This is a genomic window from Halomonas sp. CSM-2, from assembly GCF_002119345.1.
Classification (GTDB): Bacteria; Pseudomonadota; Gammaproteobacteria; order Pseudomonadales; family Halomonadaceae; genus Vreelandella; species Vreelandella janggokensis.
Map to the genome: position 1 here is coordinate 140,271 of NZ_NBYR01000010.1, position 17,034 is coordinate 157,304.

Annotated in this window: 18 protein-coding genes; 12 read left to right on the forward strand and 6 right to left on the reverse strand. The window is 59.0% G+C overall.

Annotated features, from left to right (window positions below):
- Nucleotides 1-44: 44 nt before the first annotated feature.
- The 11 genes from B7L15_RS10595 (at nucleotide 45) to B7L15_RS10645 (ending at nucleotide 10,818) form a co-directional block, all read left to right on the forward strand.
- The gene (locus B7L15_RS10595; protein WP_085918942.1) at nucleotides 45-485 is read left to right on the forward strand and encodes a DUF3305 domain-containing protein; all 441 of its coding nucleotides are present in this window, start codon (nucleotides 45-47) and stop codon (nucleotides 483-485) included.
- Nucleotides 482-1,102, forward strand: coding sequence for a DUF3306 domain-containing protein (locus tag B7L15_RS10600; protein ID WP_085918943.1), 621 nt, complete (start codon nucleotides 482-484; stop codon nucleotides 1,100-1,102). The genes B7L15_RS10595 and B7L15_RS10600 overlap by 4 nt, the downstream gene beginning before the upstream one ends.
- A 250-nt stretch (nucleotides 1,103-1,352) precedes the next feature.
- On the forward strand, nucleotides 1,353-3,107 hold the full coding sequence (locus B7L15_RS10605) for a 4Fe-4S binding protein (protein WP_085918944.1): 1,755 nt from the start codon (nucleotides 1,353-1,355) through the stop codon (nucleotides 3,105-3,107).
- Nucleotides 3,108-3,110: 3 nt separating this feature from the next.
- Entirely contained in the window at nucleotides 3,111-3,725 is a 615-nt protein-coding gene (locus B7L15_RS10610) for a TorD/DmsD family molecular chaperone (RefSeq protein ID WP_085918945.1), read from the forward strand.
- A 98-nt stretch (nucleotides 3,726-3,823) separates the two neighbouring features.
- Complete coding sequence (locus B7L15_RS10615) at nucleotides 3,824-4,024, forward strand: twin-arginine translocation signal domain-containing protein (RefSeq protein ID WP_085918946.1); 201 nt, start codon at nucleotides 3,824-3,826, stop codon at nucleotides 4,022-4,024.
- 24 nt (nucleotides 4,025-4,048) lie between these two features.
- Nucleotides 4,049-6,904 (forward strand): formate dehydrogenase subunit alpha, encoded by a 2,856-nt coding sequence (locus B7L15_RS10620; RefSeq protein ID WP_085918947.1) that lies wholly within the window; start codon nucleotides 4,049-4,051, stop codon nucleotides 6,902-6,904.
- 65 nt (nucleotides 6,905-6,969) lie between these two features.
- The gene (gene fdh3B, locus B7L15_RS10625) at nucleotides 6,970-7,584 is read left to right on the forward strand and encodes a formate dehydrogenase FDH3 subunit beta (RefSeq protein ID WP_085918948.1); all 615 of its coding nucleotides are present in this window, start codon (nucleotides 6,970-6,972) and stop codon (nucleotides 7,582-7,584) included.
- 11 nt (nucleotides 7,585-7,595) lie between these two features.
- On the forward strand, nucleotides 7,596-8,693 hold the full coding sequence (locus B7L15_RS10630) for a formate dehydrogenase subunit gamma (RefSeq protein WP_085918949.1): 1,098 nt from the start codon (nucleotides 7,596-7,598) through the stop codon (nucleotides 8,691-8,693).
- A gap of 87 nt (nucleotides 8,694-8,780) precedes the next feature.
- Nucleotides 8,781-9,098, forward strand: a complete 318-nt coding sequence (locus B7L15_RS10635; protein WP_085918950.1) for a DUF1244 domain-containing protein — start codon at nucleotides 8,781-8,783, stop codon at nucleotides 9,096-9,098.
- A 3-nt stretch (nucleotides 9,099-9,101) separates the two neighbouring features.
- Nucleotides 9,102-9,620 carry a molybdenum cofactor biosynthesis protein B gene (moaB, locus tag B7L15_RS10640; protein WP_085918951.1) on the forward strand — a complete coding sequence of 173 codons (519 nt, stop codon included), beginning with the start codon at nucleotides 9,102-9,104 and terminating at the stop codon, nucleotides 9,618-9,620.
- Complete coding sequence (locus B7L15_RS10645; RefSeq protein WP_085918952.1) at nucleotides 9,613-10,818, forward strand: molybdopterin molybdotransferase MoeA; 1,206 nt, start codon at nucleotides 9,613-9,615, stop codon at nucleotides 10,816-10,818. The genes moaB and B7L15_RS10645 overlap by 8 nt, the downstream gene beginning before the upstream one ends.
- Before the next feature lie 14 nt (nucleotides 10,819-10,832).
- Here the strand turns inward: B7L15_RS10645 and B7L15_RS10650 are convergent, their stop codons facing one another.
- The 6 genes from B7L15_RS10650 to B7L15_RS19555 are packed head-to-tail and all read right to left on the reverse strand — an operon-like array spanning nucleotide 10,833 to nucleotide 15,084.
- Nucleotides 10,833-11,999, reverse strand: a complete 1,167-nt coding sequence (locus B7L15_RS10650) for a glutathionylspermidine synthase family protein (RefSeq protein WP_085918953.1) — start codon at nucleotides 11,997-11,999, stop codon at nucleotides 10,833-10,835.
- An 18-nt stretch (nucleotides 12,000-12,017) separates the two neighbouring features.
- Nucleotides 12,018-12,629 carry a DUF1190 domain-containing protein gene (locus B7L15_RS10655; RefSeq protein WP_085918954.1) on the reverse strand — a complete coding sequence of 204 codons (612 nt, stop codon included), beginning with the start codon at nucleotides 12,627-12,629 and terminating at the stop codon, nucleotides 12,018-12,020.
- Nucleotides 12,630-12,644: 15 nt separating this feature from the next.
- Nucleotides 12,645-13,058, reverse strand: coding sequence for a DUF350 domain-containing protein (locus tag B7L15_RS10660; protein ID WP_085918955.1), 414 nt, complete (start codon nucleotides 13,056-13,058; stop codon nucleotides 12,645-12,647).
- A gap of 33 nt (nucleotides 13,059-13,091) precedes the next feature.
- On the reverse strand, nucleotides 13,092-13,799 hold the full coding sequence (locus B7L15_RS10665) for a DUF2491 family protein (protein WP_085918956.1): 708 nt from the start codon (nucleotides 13,797-13,799) through the stop codon (nucleotides 13,092-13,094).
- Nucleotides 13,799-14,878, reverse strand: a complete 1,080-nt coding sequence (locus tag B7L15_RS10670; protein ID WP_085918957.1) for an ion channel — start codon at nucleotides 14,876-14,878, stop codon at nucleotides 13,799-13,801. The genes B7L15_RS10665 and B7L15_RS10670 overlap by 1 nt, the downstream gene beginning before the upstream one ends.
- An 11-nt stretch (nucleotides 14,879-14,889) precedes the next feature.
- Nucleotides 14,890-15,084, reverse strand: coding sequence for a hypothetical protein (locus B7L15_RS19555; RefSeq protein WP_176243667.1), 195 nt, complete (start codon nucleotides 15,082-15,084; stop codon nucleotides 14,890-14,892).
- Nucleotides 15,085-15,392: 308 nt separating this feature from the next.
- Here B7L15_RS19555 and B7L15_RS10675 point away from each other — a divergent pair, with 308 nt between their 5' ends.
- Nucleotides 15,393-16,988, forward strand: a complete 1,596-nt coding sequence (locus B7L15_RS10675) for a solute:sodium symporter family transporter (protein ID WP_085918958.1) — start codon at nucleotides 15,393-15,395, stop codon at nucleotides 16,986-16,988.
- Nucleotides 16,989-17,034: the final 46 nt, after the last annotated feature.

The window sequence follows — 17,034 nt, forward strand, 5'->3', positions numbered from 1 at the left end:
CTACCTGAACCTTTCGTTCCGAATAAAGCATAAGGGCCGCCGTAATGACCGATAATCTCCGCCCGTTAAGTATTACGCTGGTCGCCGAGAACAAGCAGATCAACCGGTTTAGCCAGACACAATGGCGTATCGGTGAGGTGACGCTAGGTGAGCAGGGCCCACACGTGCTGTTTTTGCAGCTGTTCATGACCGAGCGCGCTGCCTATCGCTTTAACCTGACGGCCACCACGCCACGATTGTTCGTGCGTGCCGGTTTTACTGGACAGGCCCCTGAGCCTGCGGCGATGACGGCGAGTCAAGATGTCGCAGCCGGTTGGATGGATGGCGAGCAGCAGGTGCTGGAAGTGGCGATGCCGATGGCGATCCAGATATGGATCGAAAGCTATCTGGCCCGCCACGGTGAAGCGCCGATGGAAATTCGCAAGAAGAAACACAAGGGGGCCGGGCGCGCCAAGGAAACGCCCACCCAGGAGAAACCGCAATGAGTCGTTTAGAGCGCTGGTCGCGTATCAAGCGAGGTCTCGAGCCGGACGATCAACCATCCGCAGCAGCCCCCGAGACGAAAGACCGCAGCGAGTCACCACCACTTCCGCTGGATGAAACGGACCCGGCTAACAGGGCTGGATCGGCGGAAAATCATGAAGCAGACGATACCGAATCTGGCGAGCCCATACGACCTGCGCCACCCCCGCCCGGTAGCCTGGATGAAACCCTGCCCGACCCCGAAACGCTGGAGGCGGGCAGTGATTTCAGTGGCTACATGGTACCCGGTGTCAGTTCAGCGTTGCGGCGCCGGGCGTTAAAACGCCTTTGGGCAACAGGGAACTACAATGTGCGCGACGGTCTGGATGACTATGACCTTGACTATCGCCAGCAGTTGAAGCCCATGGCCTCCGAGCTGGCGGGCAAGTTGCGTCGGTGGGCCAAGAAAGCCGATGAATCCGTGGCCGACAAGGCCAACGATACCCAGGCCGAACAAGCACCGGCAGAGGGCGACAAGGAGCAAGTATCTTCTTCCAATGGAGATGCATCCAATCCGACTGGCTCTGAGGGAAAGGTGGCGCAAGACGACCAGTCTGATGGCTCTCATACCAAAGCATGAGATGAGTTTTAGTTTTTTTAAAACAATGACTTGAATAAATATCGGAACAACAGCGTTGAAAGTGCAAGGCGCGTTTTTCTTGGCATAGATGACGAAATCGCCATAAGCTGAGCGAATAGGCTTAAAAAAATGGAAAATGATTTTATCGCTGTGCACTAATGTTATGTATTGGTGCAGCCGATATGCCAAAATAGTTAAAAAATATGACCCACTAATATAATAAAAAATGATCCTCTGACCGTGAGAATGCATGAACCAAAGAATCCAACTGGCGTCCCTGGACGACCAGCGTAACGCCGAAGCCAGAGAAGCTGTACGCCAACGCATCTCATGGCCGGCGAACCTGACGCCCGCGAATGTGACCTATCACAGCCGTGGTCATGCGTTGGTGATTGGTCCAAGCGACGCCGCCGAGAAAGCTGCCCATGCCTTGAAGGGCAGCGGGCTCGCTTCGTTGACGTTGCTGACCATCAATACCCCCGCCGGCTCCGGTGAATCGCAAGATACCGGTTCCGAGGACACGCTGTCGTCCGACTCATCGCCACAGGGACATGCTCAACCGCTTGTCCGCTATCAAATGACGCCTGAGCAGGCCGAGGTGTTAAGCATTTCAGGCTACCTTGGCGCTTTTGCTGTCCAGTTTGATAACGACGGTACCCCGCTTAGTCTGGCTCGGGCACTCATTGATCGTGATCACTTCGATCTTGTACTGGACCTGAGCGCCCGCCCGGTGATGTCGCGCGAGTTGCCACCCCCGGGGTATGTCACCCTCGACTGGACCGATACCGAGCGGCGCCGCGAGGCGCTGGACAGCGTCGGCGAGCTGATCGGGGAGTTCGACAAGCCGCGTTATTTCCAGGTCAACAGCGATCTCTGTGCGCATTCCGCCAGCGGCAATGTTGGCTGCACGCGCTGCCTGGACGTGTGCCCTGCCGATGCCATCAGCAGCCATCAAGGGCGTATCGAATCGCAGATCGAGATTGATCCCTACCTGTGCCAGGGCGTAGGCAGTTGCACGAGTGCCTGCCCCACCGGCGCGATCGAATTTCGCTTGCCCGATACACGCCGCCAGCAGGACACGCTCTCAAGCTGGCTGGCCGCCTACCGCGAGGCGGGCGGTCAAGCACCGGTACTGCGCTTTATCACTCACGATTCCCAGGACGCCGAAAAAGCGGCGGGTGTAGTCCCCGCCGGGCACGTGCTGGATATTCCCCTGGAAGAACTGGGTGCGGCCGGTCATGACCAGTGGCTAACCGCCCTTGCCAGCGGCGCGGCAGAGGTGCGCATTCAGCGACATGCCGATATGCCTCAGCGCCTTAGCGCCTTCCTGACCGATCAGTTGGCCCAGGCTCGGACATTGCTGTCGGCGCTGGGGCATAACCCCGAACGCGTGCAACTGCTGGATACTGACGCTGCTCAGGCACGCGACGCGCTGCCATTGCTAACGCCACTGACCGACCAGCCACTGTCGTTGAATGAGCCTGAGAAGCGTGCTCGCCTGAATATCGTGCTCGCGCGCCTGGGCGAACTTGGCGAGCCCAGCGGCCAGCGACATGCCATGCCAGAGGGTGCCGCCTACGGCGGCATTCAGGTCGACAGTGATGCCTGCACCCTGTGCCACGCTTGTGTCAGCAATTGTCCAACCCCTGCGCTGTCATCCGGTGGCAATACGCCGTCGCTGAACTTCCGCGAAGCGGATTGCGTGCAGTGTGGGCTCTGCGAGCAGGCCTGCCCTGAAGATGCCATTACCCTGACTCCCGGCTTTCTGGCCACTGCCGAGCGTGAGGCTCGCCATGTGTGTCACGAAGAAGCGCCCTTTGAGTGCATCGGCTGCGGCAAGCCGTTTGCCACGGCGAGCACGGTCGCCAATATCAAGGCCAAGCTGGCTGATCATCCCTATTTTGCAGGCGACGCCATGCTGCGCCTGGAGATGTGCGAAGACTGTCGGGTGAAAGACGTATGGAAAACCATGATTCGTGATCCCGACGCCCAGTTGAAGGTATAAGCCATGACGCAAGCTGCCCCGACATTAAGCGAAGCCGATGCGTTACGAGCAGATATCTACCGGCTTATCGCCGCGCTATTGCGCGAAGCGCCCACCGAAGAGCTGCTTGGCTGGCTGGCGTCGCTCGATATCGAGCAGGACGGCAGCCGCCTGGCCGAATGCTGGCATGGGCTCAGTCAAGCCGCGAACAGCGTTGACGCAGCGAGCCTGAAGCGAGCGCACTTTGGTCATCTGGTCGGCGTGATCCAGGGCGATGTGGTGCCCTATGCCTCCTGGTACCGCAACGGTGAACTGATGGAGGCGGCACTGGTCGCGCTACGTCGCGATCTTGGTGCGCTGGGCTTCGAGCGCAGCGAGCACACAAAGGATCCCGAAGATCACCTGGCCGCGCTGTGCGAGGTGATGGCCATGCTGATCGACGCGACGAGCCCCGACCAGGCGCACTTCTTTATGCATCACCTTGCCCCTTGGGCAAGCGACTGTTTTGACGACTTAGGGCAAGTCGATACCGCTTTTTATGCAGCGCTCGGGCAGTTGGGCAGTGCTTTCATGACAAGCGAAGAGGATCGTCTGGCAATCGAGGCGAGCCATGCCCCAGTCAACATTGTGGAACCTTGACGTGACGCGCTAATGCGTTGATTCGCCCACCGGTGAGCGCGCAGCAGCCATAGCATAAGATAAAACGGCCAACGGCCATGGCAAGAGAGGAGAGCACCATGCAACAGTCACATAATCCTGAGCGCCGCCGGTTCATGAAAACCGTAGGTTTGGGAACAGCCGCTGCAGGCGCGGCCGCTACGGTCGGACACGTCACCCTGGCGCAAGCCGATAGCGCTCCCAGCGACGTTGAAAAACCAACAACCAATTATCGTGAGACCGATCACGTCCGTGCTTTTTACGCTTCCTTGCGTGACTGACGGCGGAATGCCAGGAGAATTGCCATGCGTTTAACTCGCAAAACAGACACTCCCAAAGCGCCCGGCCTGGGTATTTCGCGCCGCCAGTTTATACAGCGCAGCGGCGTAGCGACGGGCGGTGTGGCCGCACTAGGCTTTATGGGCGCGCCCATGATGCGTCGCGCGGAATCGGCTGACAAAACGCCGGTGCTGGATTCCCCCGTGGAAACCAAGCGCACGATCTGTTCGCACTGCTCGGTGGGCTGCGGCGTGTATGCCGAAGTGCAAGAGGGGATCTGGACCAAGCAAGAGCCGGCCTTTGACCACCCGATCAACCGTGGTGCCCACTGTGCGAAAGGCGCTTCGCTACGCCAGCACGGCCATTCCAGCCGCCGTTTGAAGTACCCCATGAAGCTGGTGGGCGGCGAATGGGAGCGCATGAGCTGGGAAGATGCCGTCAACGAGATTGGCGACAAGCTGCTTGAGCTGCGCGACGAGCACGGCCCCGACAGCGTTTACTGGCTTGGTTCGGCCAAGTTCAACAACGAGCAGGCGTACCTGATGCGCAAGCTTGCCTCCATGTGGGGCACCAACAACACCGACCACCAGGCGCGTATCTGTCACTCCACGACCGTGGCCGGGGTTGCCAATACCTGGGGTTATGGGGCGATGACCAACTCGCTCAACGACACGCACAACAGCAAGGCGATCCTGTTCATTGGCTCGAACCCGTCCGAAGCGCACCCGGTGGCAATGCAGCACTTCCTGATTGCCAAGGAACGCAACAACTGCCAGATCATTGTGGCCGACCCGCGCTTCACGCGTACGGCCGCCAAGGCCAACAAATACGTGCGCCTGCGTCCGGGTTCCGACGTTGCCTACGTCTGGGGTCTGCTGTGGCACATCTTTGAGAACGGCTGGGAAGACAGCGAATACATCAACCAGCGCGTTTACGGCATGGACGATGTACGCGCTGAGGTAGCCAACTTCCCGCCGAGCGTCGTTGAGGACATCACCGGGGTCAGCGAACAGGACATGTTCGACGTGGCCAAGACCCTGTCCGAAAACCGTCCGGGGTGTGTCGTCTGGTGCATGGGCGGTACCCAGCACACCACGGGTAACAACAATACCCGCGCTTACTGCATCCTCGAGCTCGCGCTGGGTAACATCGGCGTGGCCGGTGGCGGTGCCAACATCCTGCGCGGTCACGACAACGTGCAGGGGGCGACCGACCTGGGGCTGGGTTCCGATTCGCTGCCAGGGTACTACGGTCTCTCGGAAGGCGCTTGGCAGCACTGGTCCAACGTCTGGAACGTTGATTACGAGTGGCTGCAGGGCCGCTTCGACGATACCGAGTACAACGATGGCAAGCCCATGAACAGCGCCGGTATCACCGTGTCGCGCTGGGTGGACGGAGTGCTGGAAGAAGACGAGAACATCTCCCAGCGTACGGCGCTCAAGGCCATGTTCTATTGGGGTCACGCGGTCAACTCCCAGACCCGCGGCGTCGAAATGCAGCAGGCCATGAAAAAGCTCGAAATGATGGTCATCGTCGATCCCTACCCGACCGTTGCGGCCGTCATGCACGACCGCACCGACGGTGTGTACCTGTTGCCGGCCGCGACCCAGTTCGAAACCACCGGCAGCGTGACGGCGACCAACCGTTCCCTGCAGTGGCGGGACAAGGTCATCGACCCGCTGTTCGAGTCCAAGCCCGATCACGAGATCATGTACCTTTTCGCCCGCAAGCTCGGCTTTGGCGACGAGCTGGTCGCCAACTATGAGATGAACGGCGACGAACCGCTGATCGAAGATATCCTGCGGGAAATCAACGCTGGCATGTGGACCGTCGGCTACACCGGTCAAAGCCCGGAGCGCCTGAAGGAACACCAGCAAAACTGGCACACCTTCAGCTTTGAAAACCTGCGCGCCCAAGGCGGCCCGGCGGATGGCGATTATTACGGTTTGCCCTGGCCCTGCTGGGGAACGGCCGAGTTCAATCATCCCGGCTCGCCCAATCTTTATGATCCAAGCGTACCGGTGATGGAAGGCGGCATGGGCTTCCGCGCTCGGTTTGGCATCGAGCGGGACGGCGTCAATCTGCTGGCTGAAGGTTCCGCGCCGGTGAATGGCGATATCGACGATGGCTACCCGGAGTTCAACGACCAGCTGCTGAAAGACCTTGGCTGGTGGAACGACCTTACCGACGCCGAGAAACAAGCGGCGGAAGGCAAGAACTGGAAAACCGATCTGTCCGGCGGTATTCAGCGTGTCGCGATCGAGCACGGCTGCGCCCCGTACGGTAACGCCAAGGCGCGGGCAGTGGTGTGGACCTTCCCTGACGCAGTGCCGAAGCACCGTGAGCCGCTCTACTCAACCCGCCGTGACCTGGTCGACAAATACCCGACCTGGGACGACTTTGACTCCATCATGCGCCTGCCGACCATGTACAAGAGCGTACAGGACGGTGCCCCCTCGGTGGATGACTACCCGATCATCCTCACTTCCGGGCGACTGGTCGAATACGAAGGCGGCGGTGAAGAAACGCGCTCCATGTCGTGGCTGGCCGAGCTTCAGCAAGAGATGTTTGTGGAGATCAACCCGGCCGATGCCAATGATATCGGCATCAGCGATGGCGACCAGGTATGGGTCGAAGGGGCCGAAGGCGGACGCGTGAAGGTGAAGGCGATGGTCACGCCACGCGTGGACCGCAAGGTGGCCTTCATGCCATTCCACTTTGGCGGCATGTTCCAGGGCGAAAGCCTGGAGGGCATGTACCCTGAGGGCACTGCTCCCTACGTAATCGGCGAAGCGGCCAATACCGCGACCACTTATGGCTACGACCCGGTGACACTGATGCAAGAGACCAAGTGCACCATCTGCCGCATCGAGCGTGCCTGAGGCTCGCCTAGACCTGACAGCATCCACGGTGCGGGAGACATCCCGCACCGTATAAGGAGAACACCATGGCTCAAATGAAATTTATGTGTGACGCCGAGCGCTGCATCGAATGCAACGGCTGCGTGACCGCCTGTAAAAATGCCAATGATGTCGAATGGGGCATTCAGCGTCGACGTGTTGTGACACTGAATGACGGCGAAGCCGACGAGATGTCCATTTCGGTCGCCTGCATGCACTGTGACGACGCCCCCTGCATGGCCGTGTGCCCGACCGACTGCTTCTACAAGACTGACGACGGCATCGTGCTGCACGACAAGGACCTGTGCATCGGGTGCGGTTATTGCCTTTATGCCTGCCCGTTCGGCGCCCCGCAGTTCCCGCAGCAGGATGCGTTTGGCGAGCGCGGCAAGATGGACAAATGTACCTTCTGTGCGGGCGGCCCTGCCGAAAGCAAGGAAGAAGAGTACGAGAAGTACGGCGCCAACCGCATCGCCGAAGGCAAGCTGCCGCTGTGTGCGGAAATGTGCTCCACCAAGGCACTTCTGGCAGGCGATGCCCAAGACGTGGCGGATATTTTCCGTCAGCGTGTGGTGCATCGAGGCCATGAAGATGGCGCCTGGTCCAACAACCCTCAGGCCAGTGCCGACAACCTAGCCTATGATGCTGCCCGTAAAGGGTAAGGAGGCTTTCCATGAACCAGTTGACTGCTCAGGCACCCGGTGGGGTGCCGCACCTGTCTCAATGGCAAGGAGTCTGGCGCTGGCTGCTGTTGGCCTTCGCCCTGGTGTTCAGTCTGGGCGTGGCGCAGGTAGCTCATGCCCAGGAAGCTGACCCCAATCGTGAAATGAGCACGGCGGCGCCCGGCATCGATGCGGACCAGTGGCGACAAGTCCGTAGCGGCGAGACCGGTCCCAACTACCGTGATTCGCGAGCCGACAGTAACTACAACCTGATCAACGCCAGCGGTGAAACCTGGCGTCAGTGGCGTAACCGCTGGGTGTCACCCTTCGGCCTGATCGTGATTGGCGGCATGATCGTGATCATTACGCTGTTCTACCTCATCGTCGGGCGTAAACACCTTGAAGAGCCGCGATCGGGACGCAAGCTGTTCCGCTGGCCGCTATTCATGCGTGCCTTGCACTGGTCCGTGGCGTCGCTGTTTATCGTCCTGGCGCTCACCGGTCTCAACCTGCTGTTTGGCAAGTTTGTCTTTCGGGGGCTGTTTGGCGATGCCTTCTGGGGCTGGATGGTCTCGTCCTCTAAGTTGCTGCACAACTATCTGGGGCCGATCTTCAGCGTGTTGTTGATCGTGATGCTGGTCAGCCTGATCAAGGACAACATGCCCAAGAAGCACGACCTGGAATGGTTCAAGAAAGGCGGTGGCCTTGTTGGTAAAGGCCACGTGGATGCGGGCTTCGCCAACGGCGGTGAAAAAGCCTGGTACTGGCTGCTGGCCTCGGTGGGGCTGCTGGTGGTTGCCAGCGGCCTCGTCCTCGACTTCCCGAATTTCGGGCAAGGTCGCGACACCATGCAGTGGGCCAACCTGGTTCACGCTGTAGGCGCCCTGGGGCTCACGGCCGTGTCGGTCGGCCATATCTACATCGGCACCCTGGGCACTGAAGGGTCGCTGGAAGGCATGACCACTGGCTACGTTGATGAGACCTGGGCCAAGGAGCACCACAACCTGTGGTACGAAGAGGTCAAGGATCAGTCGGTTTCCGAGCAGGAACTGGCTGACCAGAAAGCATCAAACAACTCGGGTGAGTCACCCGCCCCACGCTCGTCGTAAGGCGCGCTGGAATGTCGCAAAGGACACCGCCTACGGGCGGTGTCTTTTGTTATGCTGAGCGTAATATCTATCATGGAGGTCACCTAAATGAATCAGTTTGACGATACCACCCGTACCGAGATCGAGGCGGCGGCCTTTCGCCAGCTGTTGCAGCATCTTGATGACAATAAAGACGTGCAGAATATCGACCTGATGATTCTGGCCGATTTCTGTCGCAACTGTCTGTCCAAGTGGCTGGTGAGCGCGGCGGAGGCGCGGGGCGAAAGCCTGAGCTATGAAGAGGCCCGCGAGTACGTCTACGGCATGCCTTACGATGAGTGGAAAGACCTCTACCAAGGCAAGGCAACGCCGGAACAACTGGCGGCGCTTGAGGCCCGGCAAGCGCAAAAGCGCGCCAAGGAGTAGCCCATGGAGCCGATGATTCCGCTGCGTATCGCGGTACTGACGATTTCCGATACGCGCACCGATGAGACCGATCGCAGTGGCCAGGCCCTGGTCGAACGGCTGACCCAGGCCGGTCACCAGCTGGTAGAAAAGCGTATCGTGCCGGACGACGTGTACACCATTCGCGCCGTGGTGGCCCAATGGATTGCTGACCCTGCGGTGCAGGGCGTGATCACCACCGGCGGCACCGGCTTTACCGGCCGCGATTCGACGCCGGAGGCGGTACGGGTGCTGCTCGACAAACCAATTGAAGGCTTTGGCGAGCGATTCCGTCAGCTGAGCGGCGAGGAAATCGGCAGCTCCACAATTCAAAGCCGCTGTCTCGGCGGGCTGGCCAACGCCACGGTGATCTTCTGCCTGCCGGGTTCGACCGGCGCCTGTCGCACCGGCTGGGACGGCATTCTTGCCGAACAGCTCGACAGCCGCCACAAGCCGTGCAACTTCGCCAACCTGGTGATCCCCGAGCGAGGCCAGCATGGCTGAGCTGCACTCCATTGATGATGCCCTGGCTGCGCTGCTGGCAGACGTCACGCCCATGACGGCGGAGCGCGTGGCGCTTCCCGACGCGGCCGGGCGGGTGCTGGCTGAAGACGTTACCGCGCAGCTTGATGTGCCGCCGTATACCAATAGCGCGATGGACGGCTACGCGCTGCGGGCGGGGGATGCCGGGCAGCGACTGTGGGTCAGCCAGCGGATTGCGGCGGGCACGCCTGCCACGCCGCTGGCGCCGGGCAGCTGCGCACGGATTTTTACCGGCGGTGAAATCCCCCCCGGGGCCGACTGCGTGGTCATGCAGGAGCGCGTCGAGGTGGATGGCGATGTTGCCACGATCCCTGCGGATATCCCCGCTGGCGACAATGTGCGTTTGAAGGGGCGCGATGTGCGCCAGGGGGATGTGCTGCTGAGCGCCGGTCAGAGCCTGGAGGCCGCAGCGCTAGGCCACCTGGCCGGACAGGGGGTGACAGAGGTTGGCGTTCGCCGTCGGCCGCGGGTAGCGCTGTTGTATACCGGCGATGAAGTGGTTGACCCCGGTACGCCGCTCAAGCCGGGACAGCTGTATAACTCAAACCGCCCCATGCTCACGCGGTTGCTTACAACCTTTGGCGCTGAGGTGGTTACCCAGGTCAGCGTGCCCGACGATGCTGAACGCACCCGGGAACTGCTCGCCCAGGCGGCGGAAGATGCCGACGTCGTCGTCAGCACCGGCGGGGTGAGTGTCGGCGAAGAGGATCACGTGAAAGCCTCGCTCGAGGCACTGGGTAAGCTCACGATGTGGAAGCTCGCCATTCGGCCGGGCAAGCCGTTGGCGCTGGGGCACTTGCCGCGACGCGAAGGCGGGCAGGCGCACTTTGTCGGATTACCCGGTAATCCCGTTTCCGGCTTTGTCGGCGCCTGGCTTTTTTTACGCCCGCTGATGGGCGCGCTATTAAGCTGCCCCGATCTGACAGCGCTGCCTTGTGTCACCGCGCGAGCAGAGTTTTCAACATCCACTGGCCCTCGGCAGCACTATATGCGCGTGGTCCTGACGTTTGATGCTCAAGGTGCGCATGCCAAGGCGTTTGATGATCAGAACTCGTCGGTTCTGTCCTCGTGTATTCAGGCCAATGCGCTGGCGGTCATCCCGCCGCATCGCGATATCGCCCAGGGTGATTCGGTCAGCTGTTTATGGCTGATGGGCTGAAGCATGATCAACCGTTAGACAATGGCGTGGGGCACAAAGCAGGAAGAATCCTTGGTGATGTGCCCGACGTCTTCGCGAATGCCCATGCCGCAGGCACGGTCGCCGACGACCCAACTGCCGACCAGGGCGTGATTATCACCGAAGCGTGGCATGGGGTGATACGCCTGCCGAATCCAGGGGCTATCGGTATAGGGGCCACCGACCGCTTCGCGCTGGCCCGAAGGGGTAATCAGTTCGATGTTGCTGCCTTCCCGCGAGAAAAACGGCTTGCGCACCCAGCCGGCGGGTAGCGGTGAGCTATTGGCTTTCTCGAAAAATGCCGGTAACAGGTTGGGGTGTCCTTCGAAGTGTTCCCACAGCAGCGGCAAGATACCTTTGTTGGATAACACCGCCTTCCAGGGCGGCTCAAACCAGTAAGTGTTTAACTGGGGAATCAATTCACCAAAAGCGTCGTCGGCCATTTCTTCCCAGGGATACAGCTTGAACAGCGCCTGAATGGGCTGGTCGTCGAGGTCGACGAAGTGATCGGCCGCCGGATGTTGGCCAATATCTTCGGTGTAGATAAAGGGGGCGTTGAGGCCTGCCTGCACCGCGACATCCTGCAGGTAGTGCACCGTGGCACGCTCTTCGGCGTTATCCTTGATGCACGAGAAATACAGCGTGCGGCCCTCGAGACGGTCACCCAGGTGTGCCATGGCATTGATCAGCCGCTCCTGTATCGAGTTGTATTGATCGGCGTGACGCGGCAGGATGCCCTGTGCCATGGCTTGCTCGAGCCATACCCACTGGAAGAAGCCCGCTTCGTAAAGTGAGGTCGGGGTGTCGTAGTTGAGTTCCAGCAGCTTTGCCGGGCCATCGCCGGAATAGGCAAAATCCATACGCCCGTAAAGGTGCGGCTGACCGGCTCTCCACGAGTGATGGATGCTGTCCCACATGTGCTCGGGTAGCGCTAAACGCTGCATCAAGGCATTGGAGTGGCAGACCTTGTCGACCAACTCCATGCACATCTCATGGATTGCCTCGGTGGGTGCCTCTATGTCGCGCTCTACCTGCTCCATGGTGAACTGGTAGTAGGCGTTTTCCTTCCAGTAAGGCTCGCCCTCAATGGTATGGAAATGAAAGCCCAGTTCGTGGGCCAGGGCTTTCCAGTTTTGCCGCTCAGGGATATCGATTCGTAGCATGGTGAGCTTTGCTGGCGGTTAAGAGCCCCAGCCACTCCGTGTGGATGAACGCGAGCCAAAGCCACTACGCTGTGAAGACGCGCGCACCGAACTGCGCATGGCGTCGTTACGCTGAGAGATCCGCTGGGTAGCCTGGCTTGACGCGGTGTTCCAGTTGCCCTGGTTTTGGCGATTGCGGTACACCGGCTCTTGATAAACCCGCTCGAACGAACGCCCGCGGCTGGTGTTGGACATCATGCTGCCGACCATATAGCCCATCATGGCAGGCATGAACCAGCTGCCGCCGCTGCTACCGGTTGCCGCCTGTGACTGCTCATCTGTGGGTTCGGTACAGGCGCCTTCGCCATGTTCCGCCTCACATTCTTCCAGGGTGTTAAAGCGCGGCACGTCCTCAAGCGAAGCCTCGTAGGCAGCCTCGCAGGCATTGCGCGTATAAACATCTGCGGCGACACAATCCTCGACGCTCTGGAAACTGCGCGGCTCATCAAACTCGATGTCGGTAATGTGTTCTTCCTGGGGTGGTTGTCCGCAGGCAGTCAGGCCAAAGGCGCTGGCGCCCATCATCGCGAGTGACAGGCGTGCGCTGCGTTTGCGTCTCGGCAAATGCGGTGTTTGATCGTATCTGGACATGTCAGCGGCTTCCTTTTACCACGTCATCGAGGCGGCGTTGAGCAAGCCAACGGCCACGGCGATGCTTGCCATTAAAATGCCGTAAGCCTGGTGGCCTTCGGTAATATGTTGCGAGAGGCTTTCTCCCTGCTTGCGTAGGAACAGCTTCACGCCGAAGAAGGTTGCCAACTGGACGATAAACGCAACCACGCCCCACAAAATGAAGTCGACAAAGCTGATGGAGTTGGCCATGGCGCTGTACAGCGGGATGGTAAAGCCCAGGATAGAGCCGCCGTAGGCGGTCGCGGCGGCCGCGTTGCCCTCGCGAATCAGCTTCCATTCGTGGTGCGGCGTGATGCGGCTATAGCAGTACATGAATGCGACCAACAAAATGATCGCCGCGACCAGGTAGGCAATAAAATACGGTAAACCCTGCAGATAATGCAGCATGGACGTTGTTTCCTTCGTGAAGGTTGAGAAAAGTCAAAGGGCGTCGATATCCATCGGGGCAACGTCAACGCCGACGTTATACACCACCATGAAACCACCGTCGCCATCGTTTTCGGCGCTGACCAATGCGTATTCCATGCGCTCAGCGTCCTGGATAGCGCGTTCAAAAAGCATGGCGTGGTGGGTAACGTAGCGGCTGCTAATACTGTCAGTGGTGACTACCTGTTCCTCGAATACGGCCGGCGGCGACCATTCTTGGGCGTCATCACCCCACACGCGTTGGTAAGTACAACGACGTTCGGATGTATCGGTCGAGGTAATCGTAACGGTTTGCGCGCCTGTTGGATTGGTGTGCGGGTCAGTGCCGTTGACCAGCGTATCAAACTCGACAGGGGATAGCTGCGCGACGCGATAGAAATCGAACAGTTTGTATTCGACTACCTGCTCTTGCTCGATATTGGCTTGCAACCAAGTGTCGTTATCCAGGTAAAAGCGCACCAGGTGGGCACCTTGGCCGAGATCAACATGCCCGACAGCGGCGATATGATGAAAGGCCTCGTTGTCCCAGTGAAACAGGGCATCGGGGTAGGTGCACAGGTCAATCAGTTGGATGTTGACGCGACCATCGAGGCGCAAGCCTTCCAGCGCTGCTGGGGGCATACCGTTGGGCAAACCCGGTGCTGGAGGTGGCGCAGAGGGAGCGGTGGTGGCGCGATATAACCTCTTAAGCGTCTTGAGCATCAGGCGGCCCCCTGCGCAGCAGACTGAAACAAGCGAGTTAGCTCGGCCTCTGTAAGTCGTTTGTCACCCATATAATACAGAGTGTCGCCTTTGCCTACCGCGAAATCAGCCGGAGGGTTGAGCATTTGATGCGCCTCAATGGATGGGCGCCACACCCCTAACAGTGTGATGTTGTCGCTTGATTTGGCCAGGCTCATCAGGTCGCCGTAGCGAGCTGTTTGATCGGCTGGCAGTGTGTTGGGTAAGCACCCCTGGAACTGGGTTGCGCCGTGGTCAATGGCGAGCAGCTCATTGACCACACGGCTGATGCCTGCGTCGGTGGCGGAGCGGACCAGCATTTCGATCGATAACCCCTGAGTACACTCAATACCCGGTAAGGTACGCCGCAACATGTTGGCCGTTGCCGGGTTATCGCAGTGGGCGACGACGTGGCAGCCAGCCGGCTTTTGATCGAAGACCGATAAGGCAATGGTGGCCACGCGCTCATCGGTCTCATCGTAAATAATGATGCGGCTGGCTCCTTGAATGCCCGCTCGTGCCAGCAGTTCAGTATCGGAAAAGCTATCGCCTTTGACGAACTTGATGCTGCCCGGCAATGGGTTGTCGATATCTTTGGCGACGCACAGCACAATATCGTCGGGGAGGTTAGTGTCGGCCTGCAGGATGCGAATAATATGCGCTGTTGGCTCGCCATGCCAACCGACGACGAGGGTATGTCCGTTAAGATGGCTGTAATCAGCATTACCCTGCACCAGCATTCTCCATGTTGAACTGATATTAGCGGTTGCTTTACCGATAAACGCGGCAAACAGCATAATGCCGCCGGGAATCACCCATAAGGCGGCGGCCCACTGGCCGCTGGACGTTACCGGACTATAGTCGCCATAGCCCACCGTTGTCGCCGTGGTGACGTAAAAGTACACCCATGTTCCGAAAGTCTCGGCTACCGCTTCGCTGCTCATCGCCATAAGGGCCCATGAAAGTGCCGCATGGCTGATGACCATCAACAACAAAAACATCCAACTGACATTGATCGTAGACGCCTGAAGCGCCTTGAACAGACGTAATAGAACAGGCACTGCGAGCCCCTTTAGAACAGGCCCACCCGGCAGGGCGGGCTATACCAGCAGGTTAATACTGCGTGGCATGTTTCTTGGCTTTCAGGCGTGCCAGCAAGTCGCCGCCCTTGCTGGCTGCCGCCGATACCGGCCGATTCAAGGCGTTCCTCCAGTGAGCTTCCGCTCTCTGAAGCGGCCATTTCATCAGCGGCTTGTATCTTGGCCAAGTTAGATAGCTGGCGTTTCTTGATGCGTTAAAGCGATTCCATAGCGCCACTCTAACACTGTGAACGTCCAGCGACGTAGTGAAACGCGGCAACGGGCAGTCAGTCGATAGGTGGGGTACAAATGTCTGATATTTAGAAAATTTTGTTAGAAAAACACCTCTTTAGGCGCTTGATTGCGACTAAAGACGAATAGCAGAATCGAGTCACCGTTCTAAAATCCAACGCCACTCGGTAAATTTACCTAAATCCACTGCGCTGATGTTTTGTGTAGCACGCGAGCATGCGCGACCGCCCCGAAGGATGTTCTTATGCATGCCCTCACCCTGGCGTCATTTCTATTCTTCACTTGTTTAGTGGCCTTTATTACCTGGCGCATTACGCGAAGGGATGATCACAGCAGCACCAGCGGCTATTTCCTGGCAGGTCGGACGCTGACGTTTCCCTTGATTGCCGGGTCGCTGTTGATGACCAATCTGTCCACCGAGCAGATGGTGGGGCTGAACGGCTCAGCCTTCAGCGATGGCCTGAGCGTAATGGCCTGGGAAGTGGTAGCAGTCATTGCCCTGGTGGCGCTGGCGCTGTTCTTCCTGCCGCGCTTTTTAAAAAGCGGTATTGCGACGTTGCCCCAACTATTGCTGATCCGCTTTGATAAAGGCACGCAACTGATCGCCAACGTGATCTTCCTGATTGCCTACGCGGTGATTTTGCTGCCGATTATTCTCTACTCGGGTGCGATAGGGCTGCAGGGCATGCTCGACCTGCCCGCGCTGACGGGTATCGAATCACCGACCACGCTACTCTGGCTGACGGTATGGGTCGTAGGGATTGTGGGCGCCATCTATGCGCTGTTCGGCGGGTTACGCACGGTCGCGGTATCCGACACTCTTAACGGCGTTGGTCTTTTGATCGGTGGCTTTGTGATCGTCTACTTCGGCCTGCAAGCCGTCAGCGGTGGTGAAGGCATCATGGAAGGCTGGAATACACTGAAAACCAGCAATCCTGACAAGCTCAATTCGATCGGCGGTAGTGATCAACAGGTGCCGTTCTTCACGCTTTTCACCGGTGTCTTCCTGATCAACCTGTTCTACTGGACGACCAACCAGCAGATCATCCAGCGGACCTTTGCCGCTAAAAACCTGGCGGAAGGCCAGAAGGGTGTCCTGCTGACGGGTTTCTTCAAGCTGCTGGGCCCAATTTATCTGGTACTGCCAGGGATCATTGCCTACCACCTGTACGCCGATGATGGCATTCGCGCCGATGAAGCTTACGGCCATCTGGTGTTTAACGTGCTGCCGCCGTACCTCACCGGTTTCTTTGCCGCGGTGATGGTCGGGGCGATCCTGTCGTCGTTCAACTCCGCGCTGAACAGCACGACGACCATCTTCAGCTTGGGTATCTACAAGCAAGTCCTCAAGAAAGACGCCACAGAGGAGCAGGTGGTGAAGTCGGGCAAGGTGTTTGGTTGGATCATGGCCATTACCACCATGACCATTGCGCCCTTACTGGCAGGTCAGGAAAGCCTGTTCGGCTACTTGCAGAAGATGAATGCCATCTACTTCATTCCTATCCTGGCGGTGGTGCTGGTGGGGCTTTTGACCAAGCGTGTACCGCCGATGGCGGCGAAAATTGGCTTGGTAGGTGGCTGTTTGCTGATCGCCGCGGGCTATTTCGTGCCACCCTTCGACAAGCTACCCGCCGTCATGCATGAGTTCCACTTTGTCGCGGCGGTATTCGTGCTGCTGGTGGCGGTGATGCTGGTGATTGGCAAGCTACGTCCGCGCGAGACCGACTGGGTCCAGGAGCACTCTGGCGATGTTGACCTCACCCCGTGGAAAGGGGCGGTGCCTGCCGGTATCGTACTGGTGCTGCTGGTCATCATCATGTACGCCTCGTTCGCCGGTTAAGCGCGCCACGACGATTCGACCAACCGACAAACGCCCCGTTTCCTGT

Bases quoted from the DNA above. Each gene is read 5' to 3' on its own strand.
- B7L15_RS10650 (WP_085918953.1), bottom strand. From the start codon at position 11,999: ATGCTACGAATCGATATCCCTGAGCGGCAAAACTGGAAAGCCCTGGCC.
- B7L15_RS10635 (WP_085918950.1), top strand. From the start codon at position 8,781: ATGAATCAGTTTGACGATACCACCCGTACCGAGATCGAGGCGGCGGCC.
- B7L15_RS10655 (WP_085918954.1), bottom strand. From the start codon at position 12,629: ATGTCCAGATACGATCAAACACCGCATTTGCCGAGACGCAAACGCAGC.
- B7L15_RS10620 (WP_085918947.1), top strand. From the start codon at position 4,049: ATGCGTTTAACTCGCAAAACAGACACTCCCAAAGCGCCCGGCCTGGGT.
- B7L15_RS10615 (WP_085918946.1), top strand. From the start codon at position 3,824: ATGCAACAGTCACATAATCCTGAGCGCCGCCGGTTCATGAAAACCGTA.
- B7L15_RS10605 (WP_085918944.1), top strand. From the start codon at position 1,353: ATGAACCAAAGAATCCAACTGGCGTCCCTGGACGACCAGCGTAACGCC.
- B7L15_RS10660 (WP_085918955.1), bottom strand. From the start codon at position 13,058: ATGCTGCATTATCTGCAGGGTTTACCGTATTTTATTGCCTACCTGGTC.
- B7L15_RS10595 (WP_085918942.1), top strand. From the start codon at position 45: ATGACCGATAATCTCCGCCCGTTAAGTATTACGCTGGTCGCCGAGAAC.
- B7L15_RS10675 (WP_085918958.1), top strand. From the start codon at position 15,393: ATGCATGCCCTCACCCTGGCGTCATTTCTATTCTTCACTTGTTTAGTG.
- B7L15_RS10665 (WP_085918956.1), bottom strand. From the start codon at position 13,799: ATGCTCAAGACGCTTAAGAGGTTATATCGCGCCACCACCGCTCCCTCT.
- B7L15_RS10610 (WP_085918945.1), top strand. From the start codon at position 3,111: ATGACGCAAGCTGCCCCGACATTAAGCGAAGCCGATGCGTTACGAGCA.
- B7L15_RS10645 (WP_085918952.1), top strand. From the start codon at position 9,613: ATGGCTGAGCTGCACTCCATTGATGATGCCCTGGCTGCGCTGCTGGCA.
- B7L15_RS10630 (WP_085918949.1), top strand. From the start codon at position 7,596: ATGAACCAGTTGACTGCTCAGGCACCCGGTGGGGTGCCGCACCTGTCT.
- moaB (WP_085918951.1), top strand. From the start codon at position 9,102: ATGGAGCCGATGATTCCGCTGCGTATCGCGGTACTGACGATTTCCGAT.
- fdh3B (WP_085918948.1), top strand. From the start codon at position 6,970: ATGGCTCAAATGAAATTTATGTGTGACGCCGAGCGCTGCATCGAATGC.
- B7L15_RS10600 (WP_085918943.1), top strand. From the start codon at position 482: ATGAGTCGTTTAGAGCGCTGGTCGCGTATCAAGCGAGGTCTCGAGCCG.